The 13,295-nt window shown below is 65.3% G+C and carries 9 protein-coding genes and 1 pseudogene; 3 read left to right on the top strand and 7 right to left on the bottom strand.

Annotation, left to right across the window (positions count from 1 at the left end; translation table 11 throughout):
- Positions 1–44 precede the first annotated feature (44 nt).
- Positions 45–1,265, bottom strand: coding sequence for an MFS transporter (locus JQ617_RS34140; protein ID WP_212030205.1), 1,221 nt, complete (start codon positions 1,263–1,265; stop codon positions 45–47).
- Between the two features lie 374 nt (positions 1,266–1,639).
- Positions 1,640–3,451, bottom strand: a complete 1,812-nt coding sequence (lepA, locus tag JQ617_RS34135; RefSeq protein ID WP_063693129.1) for a translation elongation factor 4 — start codon at positions 3,449–3,451, stop codon at positions 1,640–1,642.
- Between the two features lie 114 nt (positions 3,452–3,565).
- On the opposite strand from lepA, the gene JQ617_RS34130 reads away from it, so the two are divergent.
- Positions 3,566–5,191, top strand: coding sequence for a glycosyltransferase family 39 protein (locus tag JQ617_RS34130; RefSeq protein ID WP_212030204.1), 1,626 nt, complete (start codon positions 3,566–3,568; stop codon positions 5,189–5,191).
- Positions 5,192–5,412: 221 nt separating this feature from the next.
- Here JQ617_RS34130 and JQ617_RS34125 read toward each other — a convergent pair whose 3' ends face one another.
- The 5 genes and pseudogenes from JQ617_RS34125 to JQ617_RS34105 all read right to left on the bottom strand — a co-directional run bounded on the left by JQ617_RS34125 (position 5,413) and on the right by JQ617_RS34105 (position 9,510).
- Positions 5,413–5,730, bottom strand: a complete 318-nt coding sequence (locus JQ617_RS34125; RefSeq protein WP_145667261.1) for an HPr family phosphocarrier protein — start codon at positions 5,728–5,730, stop codon at positions 5,413–5,415.
- On the bottom strand, positions 5,727–6,128 hold the full coding sequence (locus JQ617_RS34120) for a PTS sugar transporter subunit IIA (protein WP_007597752.1): 402 nt from the start codon (positions 6,126–6,128) through the stop codon (positions 5,727–5,729). The genes JQ617_RS34125 and JQ617_RS34120 overlap by 4 nt, the downstream gene beginning before the upstream one ends.
- A 133-nt stretch (positions 6,129–6,261) precedes the next feature.
- Positions 6,262–6,801: pseudogene (locus JQ617_RS34115) on the bottom strand (HPr kinase/phosphorylase).
- Positions 6,798–8,600: a sensor histidine kinase gene (locus JQ617_RS34110; RefSeq protein WP_212030202.1), complete on the bottom strand. Its 1,803-nt coding sequence runs from the start codon at positions 8,598–8,600 to the stop codon at positions 6,798–6,800. The pseudogene JQ617_RS34115 and the gene JQ617_RS34110 overlap by 4 nt, the downstream one beginning before the upstream one ends.
- Positions 8,601–8,808: 208 nt before the next feature.
- Positions 8,809–9,510 (bottom strand): response regulator transcription factor, encoded by a 702-nt coding sequence (locus JQ617_RS34105; protein ID WP_008542552.1) that lies wholly within the window; start codon positions 9,508–9,510, stop codon positions 8,809–8,811.
- Positions 9,511–9,751: 241 nt separating this feature from the next.
- Here JQ617_RS34105 and JQ617_RS34100 point away from each other — a divergent pair, with 241 nt between their 5' ends.
- Together JQ617_RS34100 and JQ617_RS34095 are read left to right on the top strand one after the other, a co-directional pair.
- Complete coding sequence (locus JQ617_RS34100) at positions 9,752–10,486, top strand: HugZ family pyridoxamine 5'-phosphate oxidase (RefSeq protein WP_212030201.1); 735 nt, start codon at positions 9,752–9,754, stop codon at positions 10,484–10,486.
- Between the two features lie 78 nt (positions 10,487–10,564).
- Positions 10,565–13,153 (top strand): CHAT domain-containing tetratricopeptide repeat protein, encoded by a 2,589-nt coding sequence (locus JQ617_RS34095; protein ID WP_212030200.1) that lies wholly within the window; start codon positions 10,565–10,567, stop codon positions 13,151–13,153.
- Positions 13,154–13,295 lie beyond the last annotated feature (142 nt).

Raw genomic sequence — 13,295 nt, 5'->3', positions numbered from 1 at the left:
CGGCCCCGCCGAAAACCTTTGCTGCCTGTTCAAGCGTTGCCTCGTCACGCCGCGGCGCGGCCAAGGTCGAGTGACTCCTTGCGTCTGGTCGGGAAGCTCAGCGCCACCGCGACGGCGGCGAGCCCGATCGCGAAGGAGCCGACGTGCAGCCAGGTGTATTGCTGGAAGCTGTCGAACACGAGCCCGCCGGCCCACGGGCCGAGCGCCATGCCGAGGCTGGCAAAGGCCGACACTGCGCCGAACACGGTGCCCATGATGCGCGCCCCGAAGAATTCGCGGACCAGCACGGCATAGAGCGGCATCACGCCGCCATAGGCGAGGCCGAACACGACGGAGAGCGCGTAGAATTCGCCGAGCTGGGCCACCGCGAGATAGGTCGCGATGCACATCGCCTGCACGAAGAGGCCGCCGACCAGCACGGGTTTTGCGCCGATGCGATCGGCCAGCGTGCCCAGCAGCAGGCGTCCGCCGAGCCCGGAGACGCCGGCGACGCTGTAGACCGTCACCGCCGTGAGCGGGGCGATGCCGCACACCATCGCATAGGACACCATGTGAAAGATCGGGCCGGAATGCGCGGCGCAGCAGGCGAAATGGGCCGCGGCGAGTGCGATGAATTGCGGCGTGCGCAGCGCCTGCGCGGCAGTCAGCTCGACTGCTGGCGCGGCATCTGAGGTCGCGCCGTCCGCCGTGCGAGGAGCGGGCCGCACCAGGAAGCAGGCCGGGATCAGCAGTGCCCACGCCGCACAGCCGATCACCAGCATCGCGGTGCGCCAGTCATAGGCCGTGATCAGCCAGCTCGCGGTCGGCGCGATCGTCACCGGCGACACGCCCATACCGGCGGAGACCAGCGCCACCGCAAGGCTTCGGTTCTTCTCGATCCACGCGCTCGCGAGCGCCATCATCGGTGCGTAGAAGCTACCGGCGGCAATGCCGATCAGCACGCCGAATAACAACTGGAATTGCCACAGGCTCGTCGCCTGGCTCGCGGTGACGAGACCGAGCCCCAGCAGAACGCTTCCCGCGAGAACCACGATGCGCGTGCCGAAGCGGTCCGACAGCGTGCCCCACAGGAACGCGGCAAATCCCATGCAGAGGAAATCCAGCGTCGCCGCCGCCGACACGCCGGCGCGCGACCATCCCATCGCTTCCGAGATCGGCTGCAGGAACACCGCCAGCGACAGCATCGTGCCGAACCCGACACACGTCATCAGCGCACCCGCGGCGACAATGACCCAGCCATAGTCGAAGCCAGACGGCTTGCTCATGCGTTTCCTCGCGCTTTTGGTTTTGTTGGTGGTGCGCAGTGGGGATGGTGGCCCATCTGCCGGTGAAGGGCAAGGTGACCTGCTATGCGCGATTTGCCACTCTGCCGTGAGCGAGATCTATTCGGCCGCGATGATCAAGGTCTTGGTCGCGGAATGACGATCTGCCGAACGCCGCCATGATCGCATTATGCCCCTGTTTTGCCCGACGGAGCAAATCGAATTCCGAAAATCAAAAACATCAATCCGGACAGCGCCCGGTCTACTGTGCATGGGGTTGTTTTCGAGTTTTTGTTCGGCGGGTCGCAAGAGCCTTCGCCGTCATGGCCGGGCTCGACCCGGCCATCCACGTCTGCGCCAGGCCAGAAGCCCCCGCCTCAGCTATCCACCTTCAGCGCGGCAATGAAGGCTTCCTGCGGGATGTCGACCTTGCCGAACTGCCGCATCTTCTTCTTGCCTTCCTTCTGCTTCTCCAGAAGCTTGCGCTTACGCGTGATGTCGCCGCCGTAGCACTTGGCGGTGACGTCCTTGCGCAGCGCGCGCACCGTTTCGCGCGCGATCACCTTGCCGCCGATCGCCGCCTGGATCGGGATCTGGAACATGTGCGGCGGGATCAGCTCCTTCATCTTCTCGACCATGGCGCGGCCGCGGCCTTCCGCGCGGGTGCGATGGACCAGCATCGAGAGCGCGTCGACCGGCTCGGCATTGACCAGGATCTGCATCTTGACGAGGTCGGCCGGCTTGTAGTCGGTGAGATGATAGTCGAACGAGGCATAGCCCTTGGAGACTGACTTCAGGCGGTCGTAGAAGTCGAACACGACCTCGTTGAGCGGCAGGTCGTATTTCACCATGGCGCGGGAGCCGACGTAAGTGAGCTCCTTCTGGGAGCCGCGGCGGTCCTGGCACAGCTTCAGCACGCTGCCGAGATATTCGTCGGGCGTCATGATCGTCGCCTCGATCCAGGGCTCCTCGATCTCGGCGATCTTGACGACGTCGGGCATGTCGACGGGATTGTGGATCTCGATCTCGGAGCCGTCGTTGAGCTTCATCTTGTAGATGACGCTCGGCGCGGTCGCGATCAGGTTCAGGTCGAACTCGCGCGACAGTCGCTCCTGGATGATCTCGAGATGCAACAGGCCGAGGAAGCCGCAGCGGAAGCCGAAGCCGAGGGCTGCGGAGGTTTCCATCTCGAAGGAGAAGCTGGCGTCGTTGAGGCGCAGCTTGCCCATTGCGGCGCGCAGCGTCTCGAAGTCGTCGGCATCGACCGGGAACAGGCCGCAGAACACCACGGGGATCGCGGGCTTGAAGCCCGGCAGCATCTCCGTGACCGGCTTCCTGTCGTCGGTGATGGTATCGCCGACGCGGGTGTCGGCGACTTCCTTGATCGCGGCGGTGATGAAGCCGATCTCGCCGGGGCCGAGCTCGTCGACCTGCTGCATCTTCGGCGTGAAGAAGCCGACGCGCTCGACGTCGTAGGCGGCGCCCGTGCCCATCATGCGAACGCGGCTGCCCTTCTTCATGACGCCGTCGACGACGCGAATGAGAACGACGACGCCGAGATAGACGTCGTACCAGCTGTCGACCAGCAGCGCTTTCAGCGTCGCGTCGCGATCGCCCTTCGGCGGCGGCAGGCGGGTGACGATGGCTTCCAGCACGTCCGGGATGCCGAGGCCGGTCTTGGCCGAGATCATCACCGCGTCGGAGGCGTCGATGCCGATGACGTCCTCGATCTGCTGCTTGACCTTCTCGGGCTCGGCCGCGGGCAGGTCGACCTTGTTCAGGACCGGAACGATCTCGTGATTGTTGTCGAGCGCCTGGTAGACGTTGGCGAGCGTCTGCGCCTCGACGCCCTGGCTGGCGTCGACCACCAGCAGGGAACCCTCGCACGCCGCCAGCGACCGCGACACTTCGTAGGCGAAGTCGACGTGGCCGGGCGTGTCCATCAGGTTGAACACGTAATCCTTGCCGTCCTTGGCGCGGTAGGCGAGGCGCACCGTCTGCGCCTTGATCGTGATGCCGCGTTCGCGCTCGATGTCCATGGAATCGAGCACCTGCTCCTTGCCCGCCATTTCGCGGTCGGAGAGGCCGCCGGTCATCTGGATCAGACGGTCGGCCAGCGTCGATTTGCCATGGTCGATATGGGCGACGATGGAGAAATTGCGGATGTTGGAAATGGGGGCGGTCGTCATGGGCGCGGGATACCACTCACATCCCCGTGCGGCAACCATATTGCTGTATTTTCAGGGCCTTTCTTCACGCCAAGCTGATTCCACGCGGGCCCAAAACGCGCTAGCAAGCGGGCCATGTCGACCACCTCGATCCCCTCCGCCAGAGCGCGGGCGAAGACCCGCCTGGGTTACAACCGTTTCCGGGCCTGGCTGGTTGCCTGTGCAACCCGGCCCGAGGCGCGCCTGTGGCTGGTGATCCAGCTCGCCATCCTGCATGCGGTGCTCTGGACCTTCATCCTGATCAATTTGAAGGCGGCGCAGGACGTTCACATGGACGTCGCAGAAGCCTGGGGCTGGGGGCAGAAATTCCTGTGGGGCTACGGCAAGCACCCGCCGCTGTCGGGCTGGGTCGCCGGTCTCTGGTTCATGGCGTTCCCGGCGACGGACTGGGCGACCTACGCGCTGGCGATGGCGACTGTCGGCACCGGCATGGTGATCTGCTGGCTGGTGGCCTTGCGCGTGGTGGATGCGCGGCGCGCGTTCCTGATCGTGGTGATGATCGCGCTCTATCCGATCTTCAATTTCAAGGGGTTCAAGTACAACGCCGACCTGCTCCAGCTCGTCACGCTGCCGCTGCTGGTGCTGGCCTATCTCAACGCCTTCGAGAAGCGAAGCTGGCAGTCCGGCATCGGGCTGGGGCTTGCCGGCGCGCTGGCGCTGATGACCAAATACTGGGTGCTGACCATGATCGGCGCCATCGGCCTTGCCGCGCTGCTGCATCCGCAGCGGATGAGGTTCCTGCTCTCGCCGGCGCCATGGGTTGCGATCGCGACGATGGTCGTGGCGATGATCCCGCACATCGTCTGGCTAGCGGACGCGCATTTTGTGCCGCTGACCTATGCCGGCGACACCTACAGCCTGCATGACGACCGTCTGCTGCATCAGCTCGTGGGCGGCTATGTCCTGCATAATTTCGCGCTGCTGGCTTTGCCGGTGGCGCTGGCCGCGCTCGCGATGGCGCTGGTACCGCCGTGGCTCAAACTGCTGCTGCGCGCGCCATGGCGCATCGTCAAGCGGGCCTGGGCGCGCGGCGCCAATCCCGGCGTCAACCTCTCGCAGGCGCTGAACGTCTGGATCGTGCAGATCATCGTCGCGGTCGGCCCGCCGGTCGGTGCATTGGCCTTCAGTATCTACATGAAGACCGATTGGGGCATCTCGCTGTTCTTCCTGGTGCCCCTGGCGCTGGTCGCGATCCCGACGCTGCGGGTGCAGAGCGCGGTGCTGTTCAACATCGCCGCGATCTGGCTCGTGCTCAGCGTCGCGACGCTCGCCGCCTCGCCCTGGATCGCCGCGCGCGAGATGGCGGCCAATGCCGGCAACGCACAGATCTATGGTGCGCGCTCGGAGCTCGCGCGCGAATTGACGCAGGCCTGGCACACCCGCTTCGGCTCGCGCTGGGCCGTCGTGGCCGGCACGATGGAGCAGATCCAGCCGCTGGTGTTCTACAGCCCGGATCATCCGGCCGCGCTGCTGCCGCTGGAGGCCTGGGATTCCGGCCTGACCTCGCGCGAGGATGCGAAGAAATACGGCTTCATCGGCGTGTTCGATCCGACCGACGGCCGCCTGCCGGCATTCGAGAAATGGGTGTCGGAGACAGCGCCGAACGCCGAACGCATCGTCATGACCACGCGCCGCTTCACCCACGGCAAGGCCGGCCCGGCGATGAGCTGGAATATCTACATCGCGCCGCCGGCGAAGTGACCGAAGGTCATTCCGGGGCGATGCGCAGCATCGAACTACGGTGCGCAATTGCGCACCTGAGAATCTCGAGATTCCGGGTCTGGTGCTTCGCACCATCCCGGAATGACAACGAGTCCCAGGGTGGGCAAAGGCGCGACGCGCCGTGCCCACGCACTTTCAGTAATCGCAAGAGATGGTGGGCACGCTTCGCTTTGCCCACCCTACGGCACCGAGCGTTTGGCTCAGATGCCTTCCTCGTTGAACTTGCTCTCAACGAGCTCGGTGATCGCCGCGAGCGCTGCTTCCGCTTCTTCACCAGAAGCGGCGACCGTGATCGTCGTGCCCGGTCCGGCAGCCAGCATCATCAGGCCCATGATCGAGGTCCCGCCGACGGTCTCGCCGGCGCGCGTCACCCACACTTGCGCGTTGAAGCGCTCGACCGCCTGGACGAATTTCGCCGAGGCGCGCGCATGCAGGCCGCGCTTGTTGATGATCAGGAGCTCCTTGGAGATCGCGCCCGCGGGCACGCCGGTCCCGGCTTGAGGCGCGTCGTCGCTCATTTGCCGGCGAGCACGCGGCTGGCGATGGTGACGTATTTGCGGCCTGCTTCCTGGGCCATCGCGATCGCGTCCGGCAGCGGACGCTCCTCGCGCACCTTGGCGAGCTTCACCAGCATGGGAAGATTGATGCCCGCGAGCACTTCGACCTTGGGCCGGCTCATGCAGGAGATCGCAAGGTTGGACGGCGTGCCGCCGAACATGTCGGTGAGGATCGCAACGCCGTCGCCGGAATCGACGCGGTTAACCGCTTCGATGATGTCGCTTCGGCAGAGATCGGAATCATCTTCGGCGCCGATCGTGATCGCTTCGATTTGCTTTTGTGGGCCCATGACATGTTCAAGCGCTGCCTTGAATTCATCGGCAAGGCGCCCGTGGGTCACAAGTACTAGACCAATCATCGGAAAACTCCTCGCGGGCGCTTTTGGTGCACCGCACGAACGCGCCACTTTGACCATCCAGAGCCCCCGCGCAAGAGGGGATGTTGCGTATCTCCCTGAAACTAGACGGATGGATGAGGGGAGCTGCGCCGGTCTATTCGGTCGCGATAGTGGGGTTCATATGGTTACCATTTCCCTTCAAACAATTGCCTGAAGGGTTAGGAGGAGGTTAACTCTTGGTAGTGGTCAAGGCCGCGACAACCAAAGGGAGGGGCGAATAGTCGCGGCCGACGGGAATTCGCGGTATTTCGACACCGAAAATGCTCGTTTTCAGCGATTCGGCCGAAGGAAGCCGTTCTGCGTCCGCGGCGTCCAGATCGACCACGAGACCGACGGTCGCATGCTCCACGAAGTCGCAGCGGCGGATTCCGAGACCGCGGATCTCGATCAGGCCGGCCAGCATGCGGGCAGGGCGGACTTCAATTTCATCGCCGACTGTCGCCAGATGGACACGGTCGTCGCCGACCAGAACGGCCCTTTCGACGATGCCCGCGCGTCCGGCCATGATCAAATCGAAGGCAAGGCGCGATTTGCCGGAGCCCGAGGGACCGCGGATCAGCACTGCCAGATTGCCGACTTTCACCGCGGAGGCGTGCACGCTGGGCGCGCCTTCGTTCGAGCGGCCTTGGCTCATAGCGCCGGCAGCCGCACCACGAAGCGCGCGCCGGCAACCGTCGGCACGCCCGCCTCGTCCGGCGGGCCTGCGCGATTCTCCGCCCAGATCCGCCCGCCATGGGCGTCGACGATCTGCTTGGAGATCGACAGACCGAGGCCGGAGTTCTGGCCAAAGCCCTGATGCGGGCGATCGGTGTAGAAGCGCTCGAAGATGCGCTCCAGCGCGTCATCGCGAATGCCGGGGCCGTCGTCGTCGACCACGATCTCGATCTCGCCGCGGACGCGGCGGCAGGTGAGGCGCACCTTGCTGCCGGGCTCCGAGAACGATTGCGCGTTGGAGAGCAGGTTGGAGACGACCTGTCCGAGCCGTGAATCGTGCCCGGTCACGGCGAAACTGTCGGTCGGGCTGCGGCCCTCGAAGCGCGTTTCGACCGCGACATCATGGCCGAGCTTGGTTTCGTTGGCGACGGAGACGAGCGTCGTCAGCAGGCGGCGCAGGGCGACGGGAATCGCGTCCTGGCGCTGCAGCTCGGCGTCGAGGCGGCTGGCGTCGGAGATGTCGGAGATCAGGCGGTCGAGCCGCTTGACGTCGTGCTCGATCACCTCGAGCAAGCGGGCGCGGCTGTTCTCGTTGCGCGCCAGCGGCAGCGTCTCGACCGCGGAACGCAGCGAGGTCAGCGGGTTCTTCAGTTCATGCGCGACGTCGGCGGCGAACATCTCGATCGCCTCGATGCGGCTGTAGAGTGCGCTGGTCATGTCGCGCAGCGCGCCGGAGAGATGGCCGATCTCGTCGCGGCGGCGGGTGAAGTCGGGGATCTCGACGCGGGTCTTGATGCGGCGGCGGACGCGCTCGGCGCTGTCGGCGAGCCGGCGCACGGGGCCGGCGATCGTGCTGGCCAGCAGCAGCGACAGCATGATCATGACAGCGGCGGCGACGCCGCCGACTTTCAGGATGGCGAGGCGCTCGGCGGTGACCATCTGGTCGATGTCGTCGCCCTGGGTCGACAGCATCAGCGCGCCGTGGATGGCGCGCGAGCGCAGCACGGGCACGGCCACGGAGACGATCACCTCGCCGCGCGCATTGACCCGCACCATCGAGCGCTTCTGGCCCTGCAGCGCGTCGCCGACTTCCGCATAGCCGTTGCCGTTCTCGGGGCCGAGCTCGCGATAGAGCGGCAGGTCGCCGCGGTTCAGCCAGGTGCGCACCGCGACCATGCCGCGCTCGACCACGCCGGGCTTCTCGGCGGACACCGGCGGCAGCGGGAAGCGCAGCACGTTTTCGAGGTTGCGGCTGTCGAGCAGCAGGCTGCCGTTCGGATCGTAGATGCGGGCGCGCGTCTTGGTCGGCGAGATCAGCGTGCGCAGCACCGGCGCGACGCGCTCCGGATTGATCGGGAAATCCAGCGGCGAATAGTCGTCCGAGCCGCCATAGGTCTCGCCCGGCTTGAGGTCGAGCAGCCGGTCGGGATCGATGGTGATGGCGTTGGTCTGCACGGTCGCGGAGGCCGCGATCGCGCCGGCGATGATCTCGGCCTGCACCAGCAGGCTCTGCGCGCGCGCGTCGATCAGGCCGGCGCGGAATTGCGACAGATAGAGGATGCTGGCGACCAGCGCGACGAGGCCGGCGAGGTTCAGCGAGACGATGCGGCGGGTCAGGCTCGAGAAGGACAGCGCGAAGAAGAACTGCCCGGCGCGCTTGAGCCAGTTCAGCGGCCGCCAGCCCTGTGGCGCAGGCTTGTCCTCGACGTGCTCCGGAACGCCCTCGGACGGGATATCCGCGGCGTTCTGGTTCTCGTCAGGCTGCGTCCGGTCAAGCAATGCTCACGCCCGCGTTAGGACATCTCGTGCGAAGGGTCCTCGCATCCTAGAGCATGATCCGGAAAAGTGTGCAGCGGTTTTCCGATAGGGATCATGCTCAAACAATCAACCAAAGCGCGGTCCCGATCGCGCTTTGGAGCCATCCCGGTCGTGATGGAATCAGAACCGGCGATGCTTTCGGTGTTTCGTGCAAGGCGCGTGAGCGCCTTCAGGCTTCCTTGAAGCGGTAGCCGACGCCGTACAGCGTCTCGATCATCTCGAACTCGTTGTCGACCACCTTGAACTTCTTGCGCAGCCGCTTGATGTGGCTGTCGATGGTGCGGTCGTCGACATAGACCTGGTCGTCATAGGCGGCGTCCATCAGCGCGTTGCGGCTCTTCACCACGCCGGGCCGGGTCGCGAGCGCCTGCAGGATCAGGAATTCAGTGACGGTCAGCGTCACCGGTTCGTTCTTCCAGGTGCAGGTATGGCGTTCGGGGTCCATGCGCAGCAGGCCGCGGTCGAGCGCCTTGGCGTCGTTCTCCTTCGGCGCGACGGTCGGGTCCTTCGGCGCCGAGCGGCGCAGCACGGCCTTGACGCGTTCGACCAGTAGGCGCTGCGAGAACGGTTTGCGGATGAAATCGTCGGCGCCCATCTTGAGGCCGAACAGCTCGTCGATCTCTTCGTCCTTGGAGGTCAGGAAGATCACCGGCAGGTCGGACTTCTGGCGCAGGCGGCGCAGCGTCTCCATGCCGTCCATGCGCGGCATCTTGATGTCGAGGATGGCGAGGTCGGGCTGGGTGGTGCGGAAACCGTCAAGCGCGGACGCGCCGTCGGTGTAGGTCATGATGCGGTAGCCTTCGGCTTCCAGCGCGATCGAGACGGATGTGAGAATGTTGCGGTCGTCGTCGACCAAAGCGATTGTGGGCATGAGCCTCTGCTTTCTGCTTTCCGTTTGGGTCGTGGCTTGAAACGGCGAGCAATCCACTGATGCGCCGCATACATGGGTGCCGAAGTTGGCGTTCGAACCTTGTCACCGAGCAATGCAAGCTGGGCTGAAGTGTGACCAAGTTCCACGAAACACGGCAGATTCGCCGCGTTTCGACCCATAACCTGAGCCCCGTTTACCCGAAAAAAGCCCCTCCTTGCAACCACCTGAGCCGAGAAAGCCGATGCAACCGACCCCCGATTTCGACCCCGCAAAGCTCGCCAAATCGCTGCTGAGGCGGTCGCGGCAGGGCGCTCTCGCAACATTGATGGCGGGCTCCGGCGATCCCTATTGTTCCCTGGTCAATGTGGCGAGCCACCCGGACGGCTCGCCCATCCTGCTGATCTCGGGCCTGGCGGTGCACACCAGGAACATCCTCGCCGACAACAGGGTCTCCCTGATGCTGGACGAGCGCGCGTCCGGCGATCCCCTGGAGGGCGCCCGGACCATGCTGTCGGGACGGGCGGAACCGGCCGGGGCGGACAGGGATCTGCTCCAGCGGCGGTATTTGAGTGCCCATCCATCGGCAGAGGCCTTTGTTTCATTTAAGGATTTCGCGTTTTTCTTGATCCGGCCCACGGGCACCCATCTGGTCGCCGGCTTCGGCCGGATCGTCGATCTCAAGCCCGAGCAGTTCCTGACCGGTCTCGACGGCGCCGAGGACCTGCTGGCGGCCGAGGAGGGCGCCGTCGAGCATATGAATGCCGACCACCGCGAAGCCATGAACCTCTATGCGACCAGATTGCTCGGGGCGGCGGACGGCGACTGGCGCTGCACCGGCTGCGACCCCGAGGGCCTCGACATGCAGGACGGCCAGACCGCGCTGCGGCTGGATTTCCCGGAGCGCGTCACCAACGGGACGGCCCTGCGCAAGATGCTGGTTCGCCTCGCCGGCGAAGCGCGCACGAAGGTGGACTAACGCGCAAGCCTTTGAACGCTGCCCCCCGCCGCGGCGACCCAACACCGTAATGGTTCGAGGTCGGCCGCGAGAGGGTTCATGACACGCCGTCATTTGATGCTGGTTGCAGGGTTGGCACTCGCGATCACCGCATCGCTTGCCATGCCCTGCCTTGCGCAGAAAGGTCTCGCCGCGGAGAGCGCGCGGCTCAACGCGCTTATCGGTGCGGGAAAATATTCGGAAGCGCTGCCGCTCGCGCAGGCGATGGTCGCCGGCCTGGAGAAGGACAACGGCCGCGATCTCTCCGGCGCGTTGAACAATCTTGGCCAGGTCCATGCCGGTCAGGGGCGGGACGATCTGGCTGAGCCGCTCTACAAGCGCGCGATCGCGCTCATGGAAAAATCGCTTGGCCTGGACAACGCCCTGGTTGCGGCCGAGCTGACCAATCTCGCCGCGCTCTATCAGCGGCAGGGTCGTTTCGCGGAGGCAGAGCCGCTGTTCAAGCGTGCGCTCGCCGTGCGCGAGAAGGCGCTGCCGCGCGAGCACCCCGATGTCGGTCAATCCCTCAACAATATCGCCACGCTCTACGCCAAGCAGCAGCGCCCGGCCGATGCCGAGCCGCTGTTCCAGCGGGCGCTTGCGATCTACCAGAAGGCCGCCGGGCCCGAGCATCCCGCAGTCGCTACCGTCCTGAATAACATCGGTCAGGTCGATCGCGACCTCAACCGCGATGCCGATGCCGAGGCGCCGATCAAGCGCTCGCTCGCGATCCGCGAAAAGGTGTTGGGGCCCGATCATCCCGACGTCGCGCGCTCGCTGAACAATCTCGCCGGCCTCTACGAGCACCAGAAGCGCTATGCCGATGCCGAGCCGCTGTACCGCCGTGCGCTTGCGATCCGCGAACGCGCGCTCGGGCCGGACCATCCGGACACCCTGACCTCGACCGGCAATCTCGCCTATTTCCTCTACGTCTCCGGCCGCACCGCCGATGCGCTGCCGCTGGCGGACAAGACCCTTGCCAGCGGTCGCGCGCAGTTGCGTATCGTGCTGCCGATCCTGTTTTCCGCGCGGCAGCAGCATTTGCTGCCCGACGACACGGCGCTCGACAAGGCGCTGGCCGCGATCCAGCGCGGCACGCAATCCTCGGCGGCATCGGCCGTGAACAAGCTCGCGGTGCGGCTCGCCGCCGGCAGCGACCGGCTCGCCGAGCTCGTGCGCAGGGACCAGGATCTCGGCGCCGAAGCCGAAGCGCTCGACAAGGCCATCATCGCGGCGGTGTCCAAGCAGGCCGGGCAGCGCGACGCCGCGGGCGAGCAGCGCAGCCGCGCGCGGATCGCGGCGATCGGAAACGAGCGTACCGGCTTGCAAAAGACGCTCGCCGTCGAGTTTCCCGATTACGCCTCGCTGTCCAACCCGCTGCCGCTCGCGGTGAAGGACATCCAGCCGCTGCTGTCGGCCGATGAGGCGATGACGGTCTATGCGGTCGTCGACAACAAGAGCTACGTCATCGCGATCACGCGCGAGGGCGCCGACTGGAAAGAGGTTCCGCTCGGTGCGGACGCGTTGACGCAGAAGGTCACGGCGTTCCGCAAGGGATTGGATGTCGGCAAGGCCCGCGACGCCTCCGGGAAATCCGGATTGTTCGATCTCGCGCTCGCCAACGAACTCTATGTTGCGCTGCTCGGCCCGGTCGAGGCGCTGACAAAGGACAAGCGCAATCTGCTGGTGGTGCCGTCGGCTGCGCTGACTGCATTGCCGTTTCATCTTCTCGTCACGGAGACGCCGCAAGCTGCGATCCCCGACACGCTCGAAGGCTATCGCAGCGCAGCCTGGCTGCTCCGCCGTCAGGCCGTTTCGGTGCTGCCCTCGGTGATCAGCCTGAAATCGCTGCGCGCGTTCGCGCGCCGGGATCAGGGCCTGAAGCCGATGACCGGCTTTGGCGATCCGGTGTTCAACCCGGCGCTGGAAGCGCCGGCCGATCGTCGTGCTGCAGGCGGCAAGGTCGCCGCACGCAATATCGCGACGATCGCCTACAGCGACTTCTGGCGCGGTGCCGGTGTCGATCGCGCGCAGCTTGCGAAAGCGCTGCCGCAACTGCCTGACACCGCCGACGAGCTCAACGCGGTGGCGAAGGATGTCGGCGCGGGTGACGTCGATATCCATCTCGGCCGCGATGCCAGCGAAACGACGCTCAAGCGTGCAGCGCTTGCTCAATACAGCATCATCTACTTCGCGACACACGGCCTCGTCGCGGGTGACGTCAAGGGCCTCGGCGAGCCCTCGCTTGCGCTCTCCATTCCCGATCAGCCGTCCGAGATCGACGACGGCCTTCTGACCGCGAGCGAGGTCGCGCAGCTCAAGCTCAATGCGGATTGGGTCGTGCTGTCGGCCTGCAACACCATTGCCGGTGACAAGCCCGGTGCGGAGGCACTGTCGGGGCTGGCACGCTCGTTCTTCTATGCGGGCGCCCGTGCTCTGCTGGTCTCGCATTGGGCGGTGGATTCGGAAGCTGCCACGCGCTTGACCACGTCGACTTTCGCTCTGCTCAAAAACGAACCAAAAATCGGTCGTGCCGAAGCTTTGCGCCGCGCGATGTTAACGTATGTCGATGACACCTCGTCGCCGCGCAACGCTTACCCTGCGATGTGGGGCCCGTTCGCGCTGATCGGCGAAGGAGAGGTACGATAGCCCGCCACACGGATTGTGCGTCGCAATAACCTTGGGAAACGCAGAATTGCGCATTTGGTTGCGCGATCATTTGTATTTTTTCGATGTGCCCGCTCAAGGCTGACATGCGCGACGTTTGGCGCGGTCCTTGAATAAACCAAAT

It is taken from the genome of Bradyrhizobium sp. KB893862 SZCCT0404, from assembly GCF_018130885.1.
Taxonomy (GTDB): Bacteria; Pseudomonadota; Alphaproteobacteria; order Rhizobiales; family Xanthobacteraceae; genus Bradyrhizobium; species Bradyrhizobium stylosanthis.
The sequence above is the reverse complement of the archived record's forward strand: the minus strand, read 5'-3'. Positions and strand labels throughout refer to the sequence as shown.

Bases quoted from the DNA above. Each gene is read 5' to 3' on its own strand.
- JQ617_RS34120 (WP_007597752.1), bottom strand. From the start codon at position 6,128: ATGATTGGTCTAGTACTTGTGACCCACGGGCGCCTTGCCGATGAATTC.
- JQ617_RS34125 (WP_145667261.1), bottom strand. From the start codon at position 5,730: ATGAGCGACGACGCGCCTCAAGCCGGGACCGGCGTGCCCGCGGGCGCG.
- JQ617_RS34140 (WP_212030205.1), bottom strand. From the start codon at position 1,265: ATGAGCAAGCCGTCTGGCTTCGACTATGGCTGGGTCATTGTCGCCGCG.
- JQ617_RS34130 (WP_212030204.1), top strand. From the start codon at position 3,566: ATGTCGACCACCTCGATCCCCTCCGCCAGAGCGCGGGCGAAGACCCGC.
- JQ617_RS34105 (WP_008542552.1), bottom strand. From the start codon at position 9,510: ATGCCCACAATCGCTTTGGTCGACGACGACCGCAACATTCTCACATCC.
- lepA (WP_063693129.1), bottom strand. From the start codon at position 3,451: ATGACGACCGCCCCCATTTCCAACATCCGCAATTTCTCCATCGTCGCC.
- JQ617_RS34095 (WP_212030200.1), top strand. From the start codon at position 10,565: ATGACACGCCGTCATTTGATGCTGGTTGCAGGGTTGGCACTCGCGATC.
- JQ617_RS34100 (WP_212030201.1), top strand. From the start codon at position 9,752: ATGCAACCGACCCCCGATTTCGACCCCGCAAAGCTCGCCAAATCGCTG.